Raw genomic sequence first — 21,058 nt, forward strand, 5'->3', positions numbered from 1 at the left:
TCAGTTCCTTTTATTTGTATGGCAATGGCTGCGCTCGTCGCTCGCACGATAGGAGAAAACCACTCCTATCATGCTTTTTAAAGATTGCGACGGCTACGCTCATTGCTTAGTGGGACTGTAAAAGTGGAAAAGCACCACTTTTTCAGTTCCCATGCGAGTAGGCGATGGAGCTAGACAATAAGAAAAGCGTAATCGCCTAAGCTCACGAGCGTAGGGCAGTGGAGCTAGACAACTTGCCCGAAGGTGCCAAAACTAATAATTTCTTACCTTTTAAAAATAGGGAGCAAAGACATTGCTCCCCACTCATTGGACTCAAACTTTCCTTTTCAGATAGGCTTATTTTATTTGACCATTTCCATAGATTAAATATTTAGAAGACGTTAATGCTTCCAGACCCATTGGTCCACGTGCATGGAGTTTTTGAGTACTAATTCCAATTTCAGCTCCAAAACCAAATTCGAACCCATCTGTAAACCGGGTGGACGCATTATGATAAAGAGCAGCAGCGTCAACAAAAGTAAAGAATTTTTCAACATTTGAGGTGTTTTCAGAAAGTATCGCTTCTGAATGCTTTGTTCCATACGTGCTGATATGTTCAATGGCTTCTTCTACATTCGTAACTGTTTTCACTGCTAATTCTAATCCTAAATATTCTGTTTCCCAATCTTCTTCCGTTGCTGGATTAATGCGCTTATCAAGAGTAATGGCTTTGGAATCCCCTTTAAGGGTAACGTTTTTATCTACCAGTCGATCGACTAATTCGGTTAAGTGATTAGTTGCCCAGTTTTTATGAACAAGTAGGGTTTCTGCGGCATTACAAACGGATGGACGCTGTGTTTTTGCATTTACTACTATATCCATAGCCATTTCAACGTTAGCCGTTTCATCAATGTAAACATGACAGTTCCCAACACCAGTTTCTATCACAGGGACAGTGGCTTTAGCAATTACAGACTGGATCAGGGAGGCACCACCGCGGGGAATCAGTACGTCTAAATAGTCATTTAATGTGAACATTTTTTCTGCTGTTTCCCTGCTACTGTCTTCTAATAACTGAACCGCATCCTTCGGTACTTTCGATTTCTCAAGCGCTTTATGAATGACCTTTACTAAGGCATTATTTGAAAACGATGCTGAAGAACTTCCCCTAAGTAGAACAGCATTACCCGTTTTTAAACAAAGGCTAGCTGCATCTACTGTTACGTTCGGCCTTGCTTCATAAATCATCCCAATGACACCAAGGGGAACACGGACATTTTTTAACAATAGCCCGTTTGGTCTCGTCGTTTCAGATATCACTTCTCCGATAGGATCTTTCAATTCTGTTAAGAGTTTTAAAGCATGACTCATGTCCTGGATTCGTTCAACAGATAGTGTAAGCCGGTCCAGTAATGTATTGGAAAAGCCTTTATCTTTTCCTGCAGCAATATCCTTTTGATTTTCCACTAAAATGTAGTCTATTCCCTCAATAAGTTCATTTGCAATTGAGAGGAGGGCATCGTTTTTATCCTCGGTAGAGCATGCCCCCAAATTTGCTGTAACCCCTTTTAAACGGACTACCTTTTTCACTAATTCATCCATACCCATACAAACCCTCTCCTTAAATTCAACATTCATCTAGTAAATGTAATCCAATGGTCCCTGTGGATCGCTTCTACAACCGATTTTTCCACCAAACGTCCAACTTCTTGACTGTCCTTTCCTTTTATTTCATCTAATTGATGGGAAGAGTAATTCACTTGACCTTTACCAATAACTATCCCTTTTCCATTCACTACATCAACTACATCTCCAGCATCAAATTCACCAATAACCTCCACAATACCAACTGGTAACAGACTTTTCCCATTTTCGGTTACTGCTTTAGATGCCCCATGATCAACTACAATTCTCCCCTTAACAGAAGAATGTAATGCGATCCACTGTTTTTTGTTGTTCACAACCTTTTGATTGGATCTGCCGATATACGTCCCGTCTCCTTGACCGTTATAAATATCCAGAAGTTTCCGTTCCCCTTTTCCTGTTCCAATAAATATCGTATTTACTCCAAATGAACTGGCCGTTTTAGCAGCTTCTATTTTAGATCGCACCCCGCCGGTTCCTAGCTTTGACTTTGTTGTAGACTTTAGTTTTTCTAATAATTCATTCGAAATGGAAGGGAGGAACGTATATTTTCTTGCTGAAGGATTTTTTCTGGGATCTTCATCATACAAGCCGTTTATATCTGTTAAAATCATCAAATAATCAGCATGTATCAAACCACTTACTAGGGCAGACAACATATCATTGTCTCCAAAAGTTAGCTCTTCAATGGAAGTGGAATCATTTTCGTTGATAATTGGAATGATATTTCTTTTTAAAAGCTCCGTGAGTGTCTGATAGGCATTTCGATATTGATCTTGATTTACAAAATCGTTCCTAGTCAATAGAAGTTGTGCAACACGAAGATCATGTTTAGAAAATTCTTCTCCATATCCTTGCATTAATAACACTTGACCAACTGCAGCCGCTGCTTGCTTACCAGCAATTTTCACTGGCCGGGAAGGGTATCCCAGTTTTGTAAAACCTGCTGCCACAGCACCGGAAGAAATCAAAATAACTTCATGTCCGTTTTGTACTAATGCGGCAATAGCGCTCGTATGTTCCTCCAATTTGTCGCGGGATAATTCTCCTTTGTCTGTTGTTAATGAACTGCTCCCAATTTTTACAACGATTCGATTCTTCATTATCCATCCCTCTTTTTCTCCTTAGAAAAATTCCACAGTCCATACTTATAATAGACTTATATAATAAATACTTAATTAACATAAATCAATCAAAGGTGTAACTAGTATATATTCCGGAGATTTTTTACTCCAGAAATAAAAAAAACGTCCTCTAAAAAAGGACGGACTAATTTCCGCGGTACCACCTTCGTTGGTAATGTCATATTACCCACTTCAATCCTTATAACGTAGGAAGAACGGTTAGCTTAAACCAACTGCTCGAGGGCAGGTTCAATAGGGTTGCAGCATTGGAACCTTTCAGCCGGCGGATTCCAGTCTCTGTTGTACAACGAACTATTTACTTATCCCTTTCATCACTTTACCGTATTGAATTATTTTCATTATTATCTGACAGAAACAAGTTAAAAGTCAATGGATTTTTAAAATTTTTTGTATTATTTTCAGATTTATCTTGTAATTTAATGGAATAGTTTTTAGAATAGTCAAAACAGGGTTTTTTAATACGTTAAAAAGACAAAGTAATATCTAATAAAGTGAAATGATTTTTAGAACAATGGGGAGGAACATGCATTATGTCAAAGAGAGAGATCACCGTGGTAAGAACAACAAATGGGAAAGCGAGACCTGATCCCAATCATTTGGGGTTTGGAAAGTACTTTACTGATCATATGTTTGTTATGGATTATGATAGAGAGAACGGGTGGCATAGTCCCCGTGTGATACCGTACCAACCAATTACACTTGATCCTGCCACCATGGTTTTTCATTATGGGCAAACCGTGTTTGAAGGGTTGAAAGCCTATCACAGTCAAGATGGCAGAACACTACTTTTTCGTCCGGAAAAAAATGTGGAGCGACTTAATCGATCTTGTTCCCGCTTGAACATTCCTGAAGTGGAAGAGGAGGCATTCTTATCCGGATTAAAAACGCTTATCCAAGTGGATCGGGATTGGATCCCCACAACGGAAGGAACATCCCTTTACATTCGACCTTTTATTCTTCCAACAGAAACCAATTTAAGGGTAGCACCTGCTAGTTCTTATAAATTTGTCATCATCTTATCTCCAGTGGGTTCTTATTACCCTGAGGGGATTAATCCAGTGGGAATAAATGTGGAAAAACAATATACACGTGCCGTACTCGGGGGAACGGGAACTGCAAAAACTGCAGGGAATTATTGTGCAGGCTACAAGGCACAACAAAAGGCCAGTGAAAGTGGTGCTGCTCAAGTACTATGGCTTGATGGCATTGAGAAAAAATATATAGAAGAAGTAGGGAGCATGAACATCTTCTTTAAGATTGATGGGGAAGTGGTTACACCACAGTTAAATGGGAGTATTTTAGAGGGAATCACGCGAATGTCCATCATCGAATTACTACAAGAATGGGGAATTCCAGTTACAGAAAGGAAAATTTCGTTTGATGAATTTGTTAAAGCATACCAGGAAGAGAGAGTGGAAGAGGTATTTGGAACAGGAACTGCAGCTGTTATCTCTCCTGTCGGGGAATTCCGGTATCAAGATACAAAGTATTTAATCAATAACAGACAAACTGGTGATTTATCAAAAAAACTATATGAAACTATTACAGGCATTCAGACTGGCAAAATATATGACGAATTTGGATGGACTGTTGAAGTTAAAAGTTCTGGAATGTAAGAAATTAGTGAAAAAAAACGAAAACTCCCTTTCTACTTTATGAAAGGGGAGTTTTTTCTATTTGGGCTGCAATTTCGATGTGTTTAAATTGTTTTACATCAAATAAACCGAGATCTGTTAGTTTGAGTTCTGGAATGACAGGTAAACTGAGAAAAGCCAATGTTAAAAACTGATTAAAATCACTTTTTGAAGAACTGATTTGATGTAAGGATTTGTGAAGCTCCTGAAGTTCTTCATTAACTATTTGGAAATTTTTCGTGGAAATCAGTCCTGAGATTTCTAAAGGGAGCGATCCCAGTACATTACCATTATGGACAACGGCAAGCCCACCATTAATTCGTTTAATTTCATTTATCGCTGTAATCATGTCCTCATCGTTCGTTCCTGCCACGACCAAATTGTGAGAATCGTGGGCAACGGTTGAGGCGATGGCACCTTTCAAGCTAAGTCCATTTACAATCCCCAACCCGATGTTTCCTAAGTTTTTATGCCTTTCTATAACCGCAATCTTGGCCTGGTCTTTTTCAATATTAGGAATAAAACAACCTTGAACCGCATCCACGGACTGTATTAGGTTACGGGTGACGATTTGATTAGGAATGATCCCGATAACATGTGCTTGTTGTTTATCCTCCAAATTAATCTGAAGGTCCTCCACCTTAATATCAGGGACATGTATAGTGTTGGTGAGGCTGGTAGGAGTGCTATTCTTATTGTTTTCCCCGAAAATAACTCGACCGTCTTCTGCCACCAGCATTCCCCCTTTATACACTTGATGGATGTTAATACTCTCGAAGTCTTCAATGACCAGAAAGTCGGCGTCGTACCCAGGGGCAATCGCACCTTTTGTCTTTAATCCGAAGCATTCAGCGGCGTTTAAGGTAGCCATTTGTATGGCCATTAATGGGTCTAGGCCGAGGTGAACAGCTAATCTGACGTTATGATCGATGCTCCCATTATTAATAAGGTCATCGAGATGTTTGTCATCTGTACAGAATAAACAACGTCTAGAATTTGACGGGTTAACAACTTGAATAAGGTCTCCAAGGTTTTTGGCTGTTGAACCTTCGCGGATCATCACATACATTCCCCTTCGTAAGCGATCTTTCGCTTCTTCGGGTGTCACACATTCATGGTCGGTTCCAATCCCTGCTGACCGGTATATATTGACACCTGTACTGTTCAGACCGGCGGCATGACCGTCAATATAGTCCGTTGCGTTGTGGGCAGCGATAAGTTTGTCGATCATATTGTCACTCGTGTTCATGACGGCAGGATAATCCATGACCTCAGCAAGTCCGAGAACATTCGGGTGGTGAAAAAATGGTTGTAGATCTTCCGCATTCAATTCTGCTCCTGCGTTTTCAAAACTAGTTGCCGGTACGGAAGAAGGGAGCATAAAGTGAATGTCAAGAATGGTATTTTTTGCGTCATCCAGCATAAATTGAAGGCCCTCTGCCCCTGAAACATTTGCGATTTCATGGGGATCGGTGATGATGGAAGTCACTCCATGGGGAACAACCACTTTGGAAAACTCGGATGGAGTGACCATCGATGATTCTATATGAACATGCCCATCAATGAAGGAAGGAGTAATAATTTGGTTTTTGGCATTGAGGACATGATGTCCATCATAGTTGGTACCAATAGCTACGATAACACCATCGCAGATTGCAATGTCTTCCTCAATGATTTCCAGGTTAAAGACATCAACAATTCTACCATTTTTAATGACGATATCAGCAGGTTCTTGTTTGGCCGCTACACGGATCCGTTTCTTCAGTTGATCCTTTGTAATTGTCATTATGCTCTTTACCTCCTTTGATTTCATTTTTGTGGGTTTCAGGAATGAGATGGAGAATTTTTTAGGCTGTTGATATATAAATAAGGTTGATTAATGATGTATAAAATACGGATTCTTGTAGAACGTTTGTTGTCTTTTTATCCATTTCTTTACTATTATTATGATAGTGTTCGTTTCTATAGTTAATTTATTATTTTATTGGATTGTATGGTTGAGGTCAATAATAAATGAACGTATTGGGAGGTAATGTATCAAAGTTTTTATAGTGCTGAAAGTTTATGATATTTGGATTAATGTATATAAACATTTCATAAACTAGTAACAATCTCTGTTTAGATTCCCTTGCGAATCTTTCTTTCAACTATTAATATAGGAAAGAAGGGGGCTGAATCGATGCAGGATTTTGTATTTCAAAATGGAACAAAAATCATCTTCGGCAAAGAGAAAGAAAACTTAGTTGGTCAAGAGAGTGCTGTTTTTGGCAAGAAAGTTCTGTTGCATTACGGTGGGGGAAGTATCCAACGTAGTGGATTATATGATATAGTTCTTCAATCATTAAAAAATAAAAACCTGGAAATATTCGAATTGGGTGGTGTTCAACCAAACCCGCGAGTAAGTTTGGTTCGAGAAGGAATTGCAATATGTAAGGAGAATGATATCAATCTGATATTGGCAGTAGGCGGAGGTAGTGTCATAGATTCCGCCAAAGCAATTGCTGCTGGTGCAACATATGACGGTGATGTCTGGGATTTCTTTACAGGTATAAGCCAGGTTACTGATAGTATTCCAATCGGAGTAGTTCTAACCATTCCTGCTGCTGGAAGTGAAACAAGTGCAGGAACGGTGATTACAAACGAAGAAGGATGGTACAAACGGGCAATGGGGCACGACTCCTTGCGTCCAAAATTTTCGATTCTGAATCCAGTTCTTACTTTTACATTGCCTGAATATCAGACTGCGTGCGGTATCACAGACATGATGGCACATATTTTAGAGCGTTATTTTACAAACGTTAAGAATGTAGAGCTGACGGACCGTATGTGTGAAGCAACATTACAAACGATTATTAGTAATGCCCAAACGGTGTTAGAGGAACCAACGAATTATGACGCAAGAGCAGAGATCATGTGGGCTGGTACCCTTGCACATAATGATTTATTAGGGACAGGGCGAATCGGGGACTGGGCTAGCCATAATATCGAACACGAACTAAGTGGAATATACGATATTGCCCATGGTGCAGGTTTGGCAATTATTTTTCCTGCATGGATGAAATATGTCTACAGCCATGATGTAAATCGTTTTGTACAGTTCGCGAACCGCGTATGGGGAGTCGATATTGATTGGAACTACTTGGAGAAGACCGCATTAGCAGGAATTACAAAAATGGAACAATTTCTCCGCTCCATTGGGATGCCTATTCGATTATCTGAGGTGGATATTAATGATCAGCATTTTGAAGAAATGGCTGATAAAGCGACAGAGGACGGACCTCAAGGAAATTTCTTAAAACTTACAAGAGATGATATTGTGGAAATATATAAAATAGCACGATAGCACCAAAATACTTTAATGCCAAATAAGCAATGAGAAGATCCATAGCACCTTGTATCTTCACCCACAAGCTTCAGGTTGTAGCTAGAATGAAGAAACATCTTATAGTTTCGTAAAAAAACCTTACTTGCCATAATAGAAGTAAGGTTTTCTTCTATTGTTTTCTTCCATGCCTTGGAACAATAGTACAATACCCTTTATAAAACCATCAACAGGGAGATGATGTAAACAACAATTAGTAAAAAGCCAATTCCCATAAACACCGCTGACAACACACGTCTGTTCTTTTTCAAAAAAAAGTAGATTCCTAATCCGCCGAATAATCCGGCTAGCAAAAACAAACCTATTCCTAAAAATACGATCATTATTTCCAGTTGCATGAACAAACTCCCCATTCAATATGGTACTAACCATTTTCTAATCCCCAATTTGTGGATACCCATCTACTATAATGGAATTGGAGAAGGACGTAAATCAAAAAAATAAGTTGATTCCATATAGTAGTTTAAGTACATAAAAGAGATTGATGAAAGGATAGAAGGCGTTTACTTCTTTGACTAGACAGGATACCACTTTTACACTACTATAAAACTTAATAATCAAATTATACATCTTAAGCCCTTTTATTATCTTAAGTCGAAAAAAATCAGAGGTATTCTTATGTTGCTAAAAAGTTTTATAACGCTAATAATCCTACCTTATTTCTTAGTTTCCATCGCGTTTGAAAACTTGGACCGTCCTTATGAACTTGTCATTTATGATACAGAATTACCATACAGTGGTGCCTATATTAGTGATCCTGATGCCCCGTTGACTTATATCCACTACATAAATCACGGAACCTCAAGCAGTTGGAGATACAACGAACTGGAAACACTGGAATTCCCAATGGATAGATACGATGAAGAGTTCCAATCACTCCTGAAGAGAGAAGAGATAAATGCTATTTATTACTACAATCACAAGAATCCACTGGTTTACCATAAGGACGTACCATACATAATATTAGAGAAGCGCCGTGAGAATGTGGTAATAACCAATCATTATCAGGAGATCTTTGACTACTTTTCCATTAACTATCTCTTAGTAGGTGCCACAATCGGGATATTAGCCGTCCCCATAGGTATAGGAATCTTTTTTTACATTCGGAGAAAAAGAAATGAAAAGCTTATTAATATTGTTCCATAGGACTAAAAGTCCCTGTCACTATCATTGCAGTGACTTTCACGTTGATACTTTACATCATTCGACTTCCTAGGTTAATTTATATTGTCATTCTTCCTGTTCCATATCCAGTAACGTTTGTAGTGTAACAAATGTATAGCCCTTTGCTCTTAATTCATCGATGATCCGCGGAAGTGCTTCTACGGTTCCGTCTAACATCCGGACATTTGATTGGAAATTATGCTGTAAAATGATACCGCCTGGAGAAACGTCACGATGTACAATCTCCAATATCTCATCTGCTGAAAGACCGCTCCAATCGAGGGTATCTACAGACCAATGCATATTTTTCATTCCCAGGTCATTTAAGAGCCTCATATCAGACTTTGTAATAGCTCCAAAAGGTGGACGAAACAAATGTGGTCTCCTTCCAACGACACCTTCCATTTCATCTTGAGTCATTCTGATTTCTTCCTTGACCTTCCCAGACCACTCCTTCCTTAAATCTGGATGGTTCCATGTATGATTTCCAATGCCATGACCTTCTTTAACAATTTGTTTCATTACTTCTGGAAATAATTGAACCTGTCTGCCAACGACAAAGAAAGTTGCAGGTGCATTCTTTTGTTTTAATACATCTATTATTTGAGGAGTATAATAATCCTCTGGTCCATCATCAAACGTCAATGCCACAAGTTTTTCTTTTGTATTTGCTTTTCTTACGACATTAGATTTTATGTGGAAATTAGTGGTAATAAACGTCCTTCCAAGATTCGCATCATACTGCACATTCATTCCTAACTTCTTCACCACATCGATTAAAGGAATAAACGGGACACCTTGAAATTCAATGGATGACGTTGCCAATGGTTTACGAATCCAATTTCCGGTTAACCGGTCAAAGTCATCTGAGTAATTTTTTCCAATTGGGATTGCAAATTTCGTCTCCCCTCTGCTAAATACGATTGAATGAAATGCTTCATTTTTGTCAACATAAGCACCAGTATTTTTCACGAAAATAGCTGGAACGAGTAAATGACCGTCTCTCATGATATACGGTGTTCGAAACGTCTGCCCATCAATAATAATAGGTGCTTCCATTAACATTGATTCATTGGCAGTCGCAGTGTTGGAAAGAATCATTACTAGGAAAAATAGAGAACATATCGTAGTAAAGGCTGGTTTTTTATTCATGAAAAATGTTGAACCTCCTAAAAATTTATACTTGGTTAGTTTCTCCAAAGACAACTAATTTATGATTATATAAGTCTTAGTTACATCTTAAACAAACGGTGTTTATTCACTTCGGAAAACTTTTTATCCAGTCTGGGGAAAGGGATGGTATGATAAAAATATGTTTGGAGGTAAAGAAAGGAGTTTTTAAATACACATGATCGTTAGCAGGTTAAAATCGTATCAGTTTTTATTCACACTTATTTTTTCCATGATAGTCCTTCTTGGAGCATGTGGGGATATGGAGAGTAATGATCCATCCTTTAGGGAAGCTGATTCAATCGATACCGAATCAGAGGTACAAGAAGAGGAAAAATCAGACGAATCTGATGATACTCAAAAAAAGGGACAGGATGATTCATCAGATCTCGACAGTACAGCAGTTTCGGGAGAAATGGAAGTTCATTTTATTGACATTGGTCAAGGGGATGCGACGTTATTAAAAGGTCCTGATTTCACCATTTTAATTGATGCAGGTCGTCATGACCGAAATGATGTAGTACCCTACTTGCAAAACGAAGGTGTCACTTCTTTAGATTTGGTCATCGGTACACACCCCCACGCGGATCACATCGGGCAAATGGATAAAGTCCTTGAACAACTGGATGTGAAAGAAGTGTGGATGTCAGGAGATGAACACACTAGTCGAACGTTTGAACGGGTGCTTGACGCCATACTCGACAGTGATGCTGATTATCATGAACCTAGGGCAGGGGAACGATACAACTTCGGATCTCTTATAGTGGAAGTGGTAAATCCTGATCGCTTAACAGGAGACTTTCATGAAGGAAGTATCTCTGTAAGGGTTGTCTATGGAGAGATAAAACTTCTATTTACTGGTGATGCGGAACACCAGACAGAACGTGCGATGATCAATAGGGGACATAATCTAGAGGCACATATATTTCAATTGGGGCATCATGGTTCTAGTACATCGAACACGGAAAGTTTTCTAAATGCCGTTAAACCTGAAATAACGATCTATAGTGCAGGTTTAAATAACAGTTATGGTCATCCCCACAATGAAGTGGTGAATCGTATAAACAAAATGGGAATCCCTTTATATGGTACTGATATTCATGGTACGATTATCGTTCATACTGACGGCAAATCATACAGGGTTTATACACAGATGGATGGAGATATTACCGTTTCACCTGACGAATCTGATAATGGAACTGGAGAACAGAAACAAGGGGACGGAACAGCGTCTTCAGAATACTGTATCGATATAAACACTGCTCCTAAAGAGGAAATAATTCAAATTACCCATATCGGCGATGCACGCGCGGAAGAACTAATTAATCTGCGTCCTTTTCAATCCATTGATGGGTTAACACGGATTAATGGAATCGGTTCAGGAAGATTGAGTGATATTATAGAAGAAGGATTGGCTTGTGTGAAGTAAGAGTAGGAGGGAATCGTTATGGAAGAAAAAGCGGTCATTGACCGGATCGTAGAAGACAAGGCTGTCCTACTGGTGGGAGATGAGGAAAAAGAATTGATCATCCAAAAATCTCATTTGCCAGAAGAAGCGATGGCAGGGACTTGGATAAAAGTAACGATGTCTGATAATGGTGAGTTTCAATCCGCAGTAATTGATCACATGGAAACGAATGAAACAAAAGAACGGATACGGGGTAAAATGGAACTCCTCCGCAAACGTTCGAAACGTAGAAGCCCTTAATCATTTTAGATTAGGGGTTTTGCTGTGGAATGGGAGAGAAGGCTATCTCTTATGGGTTGCACTAAATTAAAAAAAGAGATGAGATTATCTTTTTTATGTAGCACCTCACTTAATTGTGAGACGCTGGAAAACATTGCAGGTTGAATTCATATTTGACTTATCTCCACGACATTGGTGGCTGTTGAGGTCTAGGTCTTGGCCCCGGAGATTGTGGCCATGGTTGATTTTGTTGATATTGTTGTGCCCCTCCATAAGGATAACCAACATTATGCTGCTGCCATTGTTGTGCTGGGTATTGCTGTCCCCACTGCTGTTGCGGTTGGTACTGTTGTGGTCTTGGCGTTTGCCCCCATTGCTGATGCTGCCAGGGTTGAGGTGCCTGTTGTTGCCACGATTGAGGTGCTTGTTGGCCTTGTTGATTGGAACCAAACCCTAATAACTGTTGCAATGGACTTTGCCCTCCTTGACCGGATTGTCCTCCCCCTAAAAATTGTTGTAATGGATTTTGGCCAAGAAAGTAACCTAAAGCCAATTGCCCTAAAGGTCCGAACATATTTTCAACTCCTTCATCTGCAGTTATGGTAGAAAAGTTCATTACACTAGTTTATGAAACAGGTTCATATTACGTATAAACGGTTATCATGATATATTGGCCTAATCCAATTTATTCTTGCATTTCAAGTGCGAGAGAGGAGTGGTATCCGTGTTAAACAGAATTAGTTTACATAATAATATTATGTAAGCCTAACTTACCTGAGTACCCCCTATACGTTGATGTTGCATTAAGGTGGTATAGGCGACCTTAAAAATAATTATCAAAAACATAATAAGCACCGAGAACTGATTGGCCAAAGAACACCATGCCCCAAATAAATGCCGGAATCGAGGTTAACTTTGCGAGCTCGGTGGCATCCCCTGCCTGTTTAGATTTCATCACACTCAATATAAACACTGTAAATGCCGTTGTGATGGATTGTATCAATAAGATACTTGCAATCAACATGATAAACATTTCTCGTATTTGATTTAACCCTTGTAGCTCGAGAACAAACGCAAATAGTAAGAACAACAAAAGCCAGAAGATGCCGTATGGATTACGGACCCAAAGGAGGAGGTTTACTAAAGCAAACGACACCAACAGATAGAACAACATCATACTGTTTTCCAAGTATATAAAATGAAATGATGCTATAGCCATTAATGTAGAAAATGTATACCCCGAATAAAAAATAATTAGTCCGCTGAACCAGGATCTATATCCAGTAATCGCTACCCCTTCCAGATTAGAAAAGAGGGAAACAGAATATACCTTTCCACTAGTAAGAAGTGTTACGATTGCGTGACCTGTTTCATGAACTAATGTGTTGAAAGTTCCGAAAACAGTTCTCAATAATGGTGTAAATGTCACAACTACTGCCAGCATTAAATAAATTAACATCGATCCACCTCCAATGCACCTGAAAGAACTTCTTAATTTACCAGTTATTATAGGATAAACCTGATCGAGAAAAAATAAAACATGGGAAAACCACTAAAGAAGTTTTATCACAAAAAACTAATTAAAATTAAACATTCTCCCAACATCTTTCAACCATCACATGAAATAACTGGAATCACCATTTATCTGAATGGAACTGTCCACTATTGCACATCATATTATTGAAGAGGAATGAAAGTTCTTCTTCAGAGAGTGATACGGAAAAAGGGATTCGTCGTGAAAAAGACCTTGAGGGGTGGTTAGCTTGAACAAGTAGCAGGCACCAAACGCTTCTAGGGATTAGGAATCGTACGAAAAAGGAGATGTTTACGGCAGATAAACATCGATTTGACCCCAGAGTATCCAGTATCAGCTCATAGGAAGGTGGCCTATTCGGCCACCTTTTTTAGATGAAAATTTATGAGTTTTGGTTTCTTCGGCTAGGCGCTTCCGCTTTTCATTGTCTAGCTCCAGCGCCTACTCGCATGGGAACTGAAAAAGTGGTGTTTTTCCACTTTTACAGTCCCTAAGCAATGAGCGTAGCCGTCGCAATCTTTAAAAAGCTTGATAGGAGTGGTTTTCTCCTATCAGGCGAGCGACGAGCTCAGCCATTGCCATACAAATAAAAGGAACTGAAAAAGTGGTTTTAAACTTTTTCAGTTGCTTCATATTCACTACGGGGCACTACCGCTTTTCTTACTAAACCATTCCCCTTGGATCAATTGCCTTTTTCGTTTCCTCTGTTAAGAGCCCACGTTCTTCCAAAACAGTACGGATCGTTTTATTTTCTTCATCCGCCTGTTTCCCAATTTGAGAGGCGAGGTCATATCCAAATATAGGACTAACGCCTGTAACAACGGAAAGACTGGCATTCATCCAGATCTGACAGTTTTCTTTATTCGCTTTAATTCCATTAATGCATTTTTTTTCAAGAGTGGTAATTGCATTGGTCATAATTTCAATGGATTGCAATAAGGTATACGCAATCAAAGGCATCATCACATTGATCTCCAATTGGCCAGCGATTCCAGCAGTGGTAATTGCTGTTTCATACCCTATAATCTGACAGCAAACCATATGTGTCATTTCTAAAATAGCTGGATTAACTTTTCCTGGCATAATCGTGGAACCAGGTTGTACACCGGGAAGAGTAATTTCATATAACCCAGTTCTAGGACCAGAACTGAGTAACCTAAGGTCGCTTGTTATTTTAATTAAGTGGATTGCTAATTCCTTTAAAGCCATCATGGTACGGATCGGGGCGTTTCTGTTCTGCATAAAGCTGAAAAGATTTTCTGGTTCTCTGAATGGGAGACTTGTCCGTCGCTTAATATCTGAAATAACGTTTGGAATGTAGTCAGGATTTAAGTTAACACTTGTTCCTATCGCATTGCCGCCTAAACCCAGTTCATATAATGCGTCAGTAGTATGATGGATACTCTCATATGACTCCTTTATTGTAGCTGCAAATCCTGAAAATTCCTGACCTAATCTCATTGGAACTGCATCATGTAAATGTGTCCGGCCAGTTTTTAGGACATCTTTAAACTCCTCTGATTTATTCTCCATTGCAGTTTGCAAATCTTTTAACGATGGGAGGAGGTGATGTACTAGATATTCAACTGCTGCTATATTTAATGCCGATGGGAAAGTATCATTTGTAGATTGAGACATATTAACATGGTCATGGGGATGTACTCGTTTTTTTTTCTCATCAAAGGGAATATCTAATAGAATTGATGCGCGATTACCAATGATCTCATTGGCATTCATATTTTGTGATGTGCCTGCACCTGCCTGATAAATATCAACTAAAAATTGATGATCCCATTTTCCATCGATTACTTCTTCCGATGCTTGAATGATAGCTTCACCAATTTTTTTGTCAAGTGATCCAGTATCCATATTAGCTTTTGCTGCTGCTGCTTTAATAATTCCTTGAGCTCGAATAAAGGATCTTGGTAACCGTACACCACTGATTGGAAAGTTATCGATTGCCCGCTGTGTTTGCGACCCATAGTGAGCATCGGAGGGCACTTGCACTTCTCCTAACGTGTCTTTTTCCTTTCGGTAGTCTTCTGAAAACAAAATATCTCGCTCCTCATAGATTAATAAAAAACATAATTTATTGTTTCCAATGTTATTTGGTATCATCCAACCCCGATCCCACTTCTTTTAAATGTTTTCACAACATTCTACATGTGAACTCTCAAAGTTTTCTCCCTCTACTATCCATGTTACTATGTTTAAAGATGGGAACTGCGTTTAGGAGATGAGGAGAAATAGATGGAAGATAATAAACAATTGAAGAAATACCTCTGGCTTGATATATGGGATATAGAAGAACAGCAGGAATGGTTTGCCCACATGGCACAGCAAGGCTGGATGTTAATAGATATCCAAAAATGGTATGGGATTTTTGAAAAGTGTGAACCACAACAGGCGGAGTTTCGGTGCCTTATTTTATCCAAAGACGGGGATTCGGAAAGTGTCCAACTGGATTTTTACGAAAAACTGGGCTGGGAACATGTTGCAGATAGGGGTGTTCTCCAAGTATTTCGGAAGAAAGATGAAGTGATATCATCAACACTACAAACGGACCATTTAGAAAGTCAGTCGAATACTCTCAACCTCCTGAAAAAAAATATGATGTGGCGAAGTATTATGACAGTAATACTAACAATACTCATGATAGGAATACTCGCGTGGAAATTACAAATATATCCAATTTCTAATTACCTAGACGATGGCTATTTGGAAGTACTCATTTACCTTATTATATATATTGGGATTTCATCTGTCATGTTAAGGGCGATGTTTCACATATCCAAACTTAGGAAAAAAATAGAAAAGGGACAGTTGCTCCAACGGAAAGTATATCAGGGGAAGATGCTTCAAAATAAAGTGTTTGCAGGGATTATTATTTTTCTTGCAGGAGCGTGGTTATTGTATGTATTGGTGAACCTGGCTATTACCATTACCATGGACAATTATCCTGAAATTCCTGAAGGGAAACTCCCTATTATTAGTATGTCAGACATCCTTGAGCAAACGGATTATGATTATGAACATACCGGGAATGGAGATCCTTTAAATTATTTCAGAAAAGAAAGGAGCCTTCTTGTTCCAAAACAATATGAACTTATGGAAAATGTTGTCGTTCCAGATTTGAATTGGAACGATAATAGCGGTACATATAGTCCTACAATTTTATCCTTTGGATATGAGGTTCGTTGGGAATGGCTGGCCAAGAAATTTTTAGATGATCTTATGGAAACCTATTCATGGGCGATGGATCAATATGAAGAAAGTGAACACAAAAATTTTGATAAATTGTGGATAAGTGAGACCGAATTTAGGACAGTCATCATTATTCGCCAGGGTACAAGTGTATATCATGTCATCTACTATGGAGATGAACCTGTTGAATGGATTCTATTAGGGGTTAGTAGGCTGGAATAGACATAGTCCAACAAAAAAAGAAGTGTCACTGAAAAATCTAATTACTAAAAATACTTCGTATAGTCCTTTCAATTTTGTTCATTGTATTAATAATAACGTGTTTTCTTAACATAAAGGGGTAATAAAAATGACCAACAACGATTACAGAGTCCTTCTATATTATAAATATGTTCCGATAAAAAATGGGGAAGAGTTTGCCAAAGATCATTTGGATTTATGTAATGATCTAGGGTTAAAGGGGCGTATTTTAATTGCAAATGAAGGCATTAATGGCACAGTTTCTGGGAAAGTGGAGCAAACGGAAAAGTATAAAGAAGCGTTGCGTAAAGATTCCCGCTTTCATGATATGGTATTTAAAGAGGACGATGCGAATCAGCACGCCTTTAAAAAGATGCATGTTAGGTATCGAAAGGAATTAGTGACACTAAGGTTGAAAGATGATATTAATCCATTGGAGAAAACTGGAAAATACCTCAATCCAAAAGAATTCTATGAACAGCTGCAGGATCCAGATACCATTGTGATTGATGCTAGGAATGATTATGAATATGACCTTGGTCATTTTCAAGGTGCAGTCCGACCGAATATAAACACATTTAAAGAATTACCGGAATGGATTCGGGAAAACAAAGATCAGTTTAAGGATAAAAAGATTTTAACCTACTGCACTGGTGGGGTCCGTTGTGAGAAGTTTTCAGGCTGGCTTATGGAGGAAGGGTTTGAAGATGTGGGCCAGTTGCATGGAGGGATCGTCACCTACGGAAAAGACCCGGAAGTGAAAGGAAAGCTTTGGAATGGACAGTGCTATGTGTTTGATGAACGGATCAGTGTACCAATCAACCAAGAAGAGCATGTAGTAGTTGGAAAAGATTATTTTACTGGGGAACCATGTGAGCGGTACGTTAACTGTGCTAACCCAGAATGTAATAAAAAAATTCTTACTTCTGAAGAAAATGAACACATTTATATGCGGGCATGTTCCCACGAATGCCGTGTCCATCCTAGAAACCGCTATATTGAAGAACACGGATTAACAGAAGAGGAAGTGAAGGAGAGACTTGACGAGATTAATACTCAAAAAGGGAATCACCAAATCTCACAAGGATAAAAGGCATTTGTCTTTTATCTTTTCTTATATGAAAATCATTTTCTGTCGCTAGATTCTGTTTTACTGCATTAATAAGTTTTTAACTTGCTATTAAAGAACTTAATTAATACACATGACAAATGAATTGAAAAAAAGTAAAATGGTAATTGCGTCAGAAAACTTCTACACTCGAAATAAATTGAAATGGGGAATAGTACGTGGAGTCCCAAAACCAAACCTTAAATAAACCATTAATATCAGCGTTGCTCCTTGGAGGAACGTTTGTGGCAATCCTTAACCAGACATTAATGATCACAGCGATCCCGCCAATAATGCATGAAATGAATATTACACCTAATACAGCCCAATGGCTAACCACCGTCTTTATGTTAGTGAACGGAATTATGATACCTGTTAGTGCTTTTTTTATTGAAAAGTTTACGACAAGACAACTCTTTATGGCAGCAATGGGCATTTTTACTCTTGGGACAGTTGTTGGATATATGGCCCCTAATTTTGAAATCTTGTTATTATCACGAATGATTCAATCTGCAGGAGCAGGAGTTTTGATTCCTCTGATGCAAACTGTTTTTTTAATGATTTATCCAATTGAAAAACGCGGGGCTGCTATGGGACTGGTAGGATTGGTTATTTCTTTTGCACCAGCCATTGGTCCTGCTCTCTCCGGATGGATTATTGTCAATTATTCTTGGCGTGCACTATTTGTATTTATATTGCCAATAGCTATTTTAACGATCATTATTTCACATTTTAAGTTAGTAAATGTAACAGAACTGAAAAACCCAAAAGTGGATATACCATCCATTATGTTATCTTCCTTTGGTTTCGGTGGATTATTATACGGGTTTACTGCTGCAGGAAACTATGGATGGGGAAGTTTGATGACAATTACTACATTGGGAATTGGTATAATATCACTTTTCTTATTTATTTTCCGTCAACTACATATGGAAAAACCAATGTTAGAGTTTCGTGTATTTAAATACAAAGTGTTTACTATTAGTACTATCATAGGAATGGTTGGTTTTTTAGGACTTATTGGAATGGAAACTCTTATACCTCTCTACATGCAAAATATGAGGGATTTCACAGCGATGGAGGCAGGATTAGCTTTGTTACCTGGTGCGCTTGTTTCGGGATTTATGTCACCAATTACTGGACGAATATTTGATAAAATTGGGGCCAAATGGCTATCTATTTGCGGTTTAATCATCATGACATTGTCAACGGTTCCTTTTTCACTTTTAGGTTCAAATACATCAATCACCTTTATTACAATTATGTTTGCCATAAGGATGTTTGGATTTTCAATGGTTATGATGCCTGCTACAACAGCAGGGCTTAATCAACTACCAAAACGGTTAATTCCCCATGGTGCTGCCATGAATAATACAATGCGTCAGGTCGCAGCATCGGTCGGTACAGCCTTGCTTGTTACAGTGATGACATCAACGGCAATCACCGTATCCGATTCCCCAACAATTTCTGATCCGGATATCTTTGGGGCGAATATCGCATTCTTTGTCATTACATTCCTGTCTTTTATTACAATCTTTTTTTCTTTCTATATTACAAAAACCTCTCCAGAAGAGGATATGGAAGAAACAGCATCCCCCTCTAAAGAAACGAACGAATAGTATATATGCTGTGGATCATGGAAAACAGGGAAGTCTGTAATGGTTCCGAAATTTAATTTCCCATTAGAATGCGAAGTGTGGTGGTTAAAATGAAAATTGTTGTTGTGTCTGATACACATATGCCTAATAAAGCAATCCAACTTCCGAACAGGTTAGTTCATGAATTAACAACGGCAGATCAGATTATACATGCAGGCGATTGGCAAACAATTGATGTTTATAAAAATCTCGAGCAGTATGCCCCAGTTTCTGGTGTAGCAGGTAATGTGGATGGATCCCAGATAAAAGAACTATTCCCAGATAAAACAACAATCTGTGTAAATGGGTTTCAAATAGGTATAGTCCACGGACACGGGATGAAGAAAACGACGGAAAAACGAGCAGAGGAAGCCTTCGAAACCCCATTGGACTGTATTGTCTTCGGTCATTCTCATATTCCTTATTTGAGATATGCAGGCAAAACATTACTGTTTAATCCAGGTTCAGCAACGGATAAACGAAAGTTACCTTTTTACTCCTTTGGTGTTCTTACAGTGACCGAAGAAATTCGTGCAGAACATATTTTTTATAAACAGAAAGAATAATAAAATAATCGATGGTGTAAAGGGAGCGGAAAAAAAGTTGGAGAAAGAAATTAAGAAACTCTATGAAGGTTATTCAGCTGTCATAGCCACCATGCACAGGAAGGAGCAGGTGATCGCCCCAATCTTAAACCGAGAGTTAGGCTTGAAACTTATCCTTCCAGAAGATTTTAATTCCGATATTTTTGGGACATTTACTAGAGAAGTGGAACGGAAAGGGGATCAGATCGAAGCAGCTAGGCAAAAAATAAAATCAGCGTTCGCTAAAAGTGAATTAACTATTGGAATTGCAAGTGAAGGTTCATTTGGACCACATCCAGTCTTTCCATTTTCTGCATTTAATAGGGAACTGGTCCTCTTCTTTGATCAAGAGCAGGATTTGGAAATCGCCGGTTATGTTGCGAATGGGGATACGAATTTTGCGCAAAAGACTGTTGCCAGTTTGTCAGAGGCAAAAGAGTTTGCTGAATCGGTTGGTTTTCCTGAACACGGAGTGATTGTAAGAGTGAATGAAACGGAAACAGATCCAAACGGGATGGTAAAGGGAATAATAGATCCTAAACAATTGGAGTATGTTGTAAACTCTATGTTGGATATGCAGAAGAAAAAAAACAGTCCCCTGTTTGAGTGGAAGAAGAAAACCATGCCAACTGTCTTTCTGGAAACTGATATGCGAGCGATGTATAACCCAACCAGGATGAAGAATATAGAGCTTGCTACAATGGACTTAGTATCCAAAATAAAATCCATATGTCCCAAATGTTCATCCCCAGGATATGAGGTTGTGGAGCATAAAAAAGGTCTAAGGTGTGAATGCTGTGACTTCCCAACCGCCGATATATATGCGCATATCTATGAATGCAAAAAGTGTCGTTATCAAGAGAAAGTGATGTTTCCTTATGGGAAAGAACTTGCTGATCCAGCTAAGTGTTATATTTGTAATCCGTAAGCCTTATTGATTAAACCC

General features: G+C 38.7%; 18 protein-coding genes and 1 other annotated feature. Of the genes, 11 read left to right on the top strand and 7 right to left on the bottom strand.

The features are described 5' to 3' along the window. Positions 1-336: 336 nt before the first annotated feature. Both KS419_RS10280 and proB read right to left on the bottom strand, forming a co-directional pair. Positions 337-1,581, bottom strand: a complete 1,245-nt coding sequence (locus tag KS419_RS10280) for a glutamate-5-semialdehyde dehydrogenase (protein ID WP_217066375.1) — start codon at positions 1,579-1,581, stop codon at positions 337-339. A gap of 32 nt (positions 1,582-1,613) precedes the next feature. After that, on the bottom strand, positions 1,614-2,729 hold the full coding sequence (proB, locus tag KS419_RS10285; protein ID WP_217066376.1) for a glutamate 5-kinase: 1,116 nt from the start codon (positions 2,727-2,729) through the stop codon (positions 1,614-1,616). Positions 2,730-2,880: 151 nt separating this feature from the next. Then, positions 2,881-3,089: a binding site (T-box leader), on the bottom strand. 209 nt (positions 3,090-3,298) lie between these two features. Between proB and KS419_RS10290 the strand changes: the two genes are divergently transcribed. Then, a complete protein-coding gene (locus KS419_RS10290; RefSeq protein ID WP_217066318.1) occupies positions 3,299-4,384 on the top strand; it encodes a branched-chain amino acid aminotransferase in 1,086 nt (361 codons plus the stop codon). 37 nt (positions 4,385-4,421) lie between these two features. On the opposite strand, the gene ade is transcribed toward KS419_RS10290, so the two are convergent. Continuing rightward, entirely contained in the window at positions 4,422-6,188 is a 1,767-nt protein-coding gene (gene ade, locus KS419_RS10295; RefSeq protein WP_217066319.1) for an adenine deaminase, read from the bottom strand. 393 nt (positions 6,189-6,581) lie between these two features. Between ade and KS419_RS10300 the strand changes: the two genes are divergently transcribed. After that, the gene (locus tag KS419_RS10300; RefSeq protein ID WP_217066320.1) at positions 6,582-7,745 is read left to right on the top strand and encodes an iron-containing alcohol dehydrogenase; all 1,164 of its coding nucleotides are present in this window, start codon (positions 6,582-6,584) and stop codon (positions 7,743-7,745) included. A 194-nt stretch (positions 7,746-7,939) separates the two neighbouring features. On the opposite strand, the gene KS419_RS10305 is transcribed toward KS419_RS10300, so the two are convergent. Beyond that, the gene (locus KS419_RS10305) at positions 7,940-8,122 is read right to left on the bottom strand and encodes a hypothetical protein (protein ID WP_217066321.1); all 183 of its coding nucleotides are present in this window, start codon (positions 8,120-8,122) and stop codon (positions 7,940-7,942) included. A gap of 280 nt (positions 8,123-8,402) precedes the next feature. Here KS419_RS10305 and KS419_RS10310 point away from each other — a divergent pair, with 280 nt between their 5' ends. After that, the gene (locus KS419_RS10310; protein WP_217066322.1) at positions 8,403-8,930 is read left to right on the top strand and encodes a hypothetical protein; all 528 of its coding nucleotides are present in this window, start codon (positions 8,403-8,405) and stop codon (positions 8,928-8,930) included. A gap of 84 nt (positions 8,931-9,014) precedes the next feature. Here the strand turns inward: KS419_RS10310 and KS419_RS10315 are convergent, their stop codons facing one another. Then, positions 9,015-10,100 carry a polysaccharide deacetylase family protein gene (locus KS419_RS10315; RefSeq protein ID WP_217066323.1) on the bottom strand — a complete coding sequence of 362 codons (1,086 nt, stop codon included), beginning with the start codon at positions 10,098-10,100 and terminating at the stop codon, positions 9,015-9,017. A 196-nt stretch (positions 10,101-10,296) separates the two neighbouring features. Here KS419_RS10315 and KS419_RS10320 point away from each other — a divergent pair, with 196 nt between their 5' ends. The 3 genes from KS419_RS10320 to KS419_RS10330 all read left to right on the top strand — a co-directional run bounded on the left by KS419_RS10320 (position 10,297) and on the right by KS419_RS10330 (position 12,411). Continuing rightward, complete coding sequence (locus KS419_RS10320) at positions 10,297-11,547, top strand: MBL fold metallo-hydrolase (protein ID WP_246593776.1); 1,251 nt, start codon at positions 10,297-10,299, stop codon at positions 11,545-11,547. A gap of 18 nt (positions 11,548-11,565) precedes the next feature. Continuing rightward, positions 11,566-11,826: a DUF3006 domain-containing protein gene (locus tag KS419_RS10325; protein WP_217066324.1), complete on the top strand. Its 261-nt coding sequence runs from the start codon at positions 11,566-11,568 to the stop codon at positions 11,824-11,826. A gap of 216 nt (positions 11,827-12,042) precedes the next feature. After that, on the top strand, positions 12,043-12,411 hold the full coding sequence (locus KS419_RS10330; protein WP_217066325.1) for a hypothetical protein: 369 nt from the start codon (positions 12,043-12,045) through the stop codon (positions 12,409-12,411). A 217-nt stretch (positions 12,412-12,628) separates the two neighbouring features. Here KS419_RS10330 and KS419_RS10335 read toward each other — a convergent pair whose 3' ends face one another. Together KS419_RS10335 and KS419_RS10340 are read right to left on the bottom strand one after the other, a co-directional pair. Next, positions 12,629-13,264, bottom strand: coding sequence for a M50 family metallopeptidase (locus tag KS419_RS10335; protein WP_217066326.1), 636 nt, complete (start codon positions 13,262-13,264; stop codon positions 12,629-12,631). 738 nt (positions 13,265-14,002) lie between these two features. Beyond that, positions 14,003-15,457: a class II fumarate hydratase gene (locus tag KS419_RS10340; RefSeq protein ID WP_217066327.1), complete on the bottom strand. Its 1,455-nt coding sequence runs from the start codon at positions 15,455-15,457 to the stop codon at positions 14,003-14,005. Positions 15,458-15,589: 132 nt separating this feature from the next. Between KS419_RS10340 and KS419_RS10345 the strand changes: the two genes are divergently transcribed. From KS419_RS10345 to KS419_RS10365, 5 genes are all read left to right on the top strand, one after another. Next, positions 15,590-16,765 carry a DUF2812 domain-containing protein gene (locus KS419_RS10345; protein ID WP_217066328.1) on the top strand — a complete coding sequence of 392 codons (1,176 nt, stop codon included), beginning with the start codon at positions 15,590-15,592 and terminating at the stop codon, positions 16,763-16,765. 127 nt (positions 16,766-16,892) lie between these two features. After that, positions 16,893-17,873 (top strand): oxygen-dependent tRNA uridine(34) hydroxylase TrhO, encoded by a 981-nt coding sequence (gene trhO / locus KS419_RS10350; protein WP_217066329.1) that lies wholly within the window; start codon positions 16,893-16,895, stop codon positions 17,871-17,873. A gap of 263 nt (positions 17,874-18,136) precedes the next feature. Next, complete coding sequence (locus KS419_RS10355) at positions 18,137-19,510, top strand: MDR family MFS transporter (RefSeq protein ID WP_380086471.1); 1,374 nt, start codon at positions 18,137-18,139, stop codon at positions 19,508-19,510. Positions 19,511-19,599: 89 nt separating this feature from the next. After that, the gene (locus tag KS419_RS10360; RefSeq protein WP_217066330.1) at positions 19,600-20,094 is read left to right on the top strand and encodes a metallophosphoesterase family protein; all 495 of its coding nucleotides are present in this window, start codon (positions 19,600-19,602) and stop codon (positions 20,092-20,094) included. Positions 20,095-20,131: 37 nt separating this feature from the next. Beyond that, entirely contained in the window at positions 20,132-21,040 is a 909-nt protein-coding gene (locus tag KS419_RS10365; protein WP_217066331.1) for a DUF6671 family protein, read from the top strand. Positions 21,041-21,058: the final 18 nt, after the last annotated feature.

Source organism: Evansella tamaricis, assembly GCF_019042215.1.
Taxonomy (GTDB): domain Bacteria; phylum Bacillota; class Bacilli; order Bacillales; family Salisediminibacteriaceae; genus Evansella; species Evansella tamaricis.

What these genes read in the sequence shown, in the direction of transcription:
- KS419_RS10280 (WP_217066375.1), bottom strand. Translation starts at nt 1,581, where the DNA reads ATGGATGAATTAGTGAAAAAGGTAGTCCGTTTAAAAGGGGTTACAGCA.
- KS419_RS10290 (WP_217066318.1), top strand. Translation starts at nt 3,299, where the DNA reads ATGTCAAAGAGAGAGATCACCGTGGTAAGAACAACAAATGGGAAAGCG.
- ade (WP_217066319.1), bottom strand. Translation starts at nt 6,188, where the DNA reads ATGACAATTACAAAGGATCAACTGAAGAAACGGATCCGTGTAGCGGCC.
- KS419_RS10300 (WP_217066320.1), top strand. Translation starts at nt 6,582, where the DNA reads ATGCAGGATTTTGTATTTCAAAATGGAACAAAAATCATCTTCGGCAAA.
- KS419_RS10305 (WP_217066321.1), bottom strand. Translation starts at nt 8,122, where the DNA reads ATGCAACTGGAAATAATGATCGTATTTTTAGGAATAGGTTTGTTTTTG.
- KS419_RS10310 (WP_217066322.1), top strand. Translation starts at nt 8,403, where the DNA reads ATGTTGCTAAAAAGTTTTATAACGCTAATAATCCTACCTTATTTCTTA.
- KS419_RS10315 (WP_217066323.1), bottom strand. Translation starts at nt 10,100, where the DNA reads ATGAATAAAAAACCAGCCTTTACTACGATATGTTCTCTATTTTTCCTA.
- KS419_RS10320 (WP_246593776.1), top strand. Translation starts at nt 10,297, where the DNA reads ATGATCGTTAGCAGGTTAAAATCGTATCAGTTTTTATTCACACTTATT.
- KS419_RS10325 (WP_217066324.1), top strand. Translation starts at nt 11,566, where the DNA reads ATGGAAGAAAAAGCGGTCATTGACCGGATCGTAGAAGACAAGGCTGTC.
- KS419_RS10330 (WP_217066325.1), top strand. Translation starts at nt 12,043, where the DNA reads ATGGTTGATTTTGTTGATATTGTTGTGCCCCTCCATAAGGATAACCAA.
- KS419_RS10335 (WP_217066326.1), bottom strand. Translation starts at nt 13,264, where the DNA reads ATGTTAATTTATTTAATGCTGGCAGTAGTTGTGACATTTACACCATTA.
- KS419_RS10340 (WP_217066327.1), bottom strand. Translation starts at nt 15,457, where the DNA reads ATGATACCAAATAACATTGGAAACAATAAATTATGTTTTTTATTAATC.
- KS419_RS10345 (WP_217066328.1), top strand. Translation starts at nt 15,590, where the DNA reads ATGGAAGATAATAAACAATTGAAGAAATACCTCTGGCTTGATATATGG.
- trhO (WP_217066329.1), top strand. Translation starts at nt 16,893, where the DNA reads ATGACCAACAACGATTACAGAGTCCTTCTATATTATAAATATGTTCCG.
- KS419_RS10360 (WP_217066330.1), top strand. Translation starts at nt 19,600, where the DNA reads ATGAAAATTGTTGTTGTGTCTGATACACATATGCCTAATAAAGCAATC.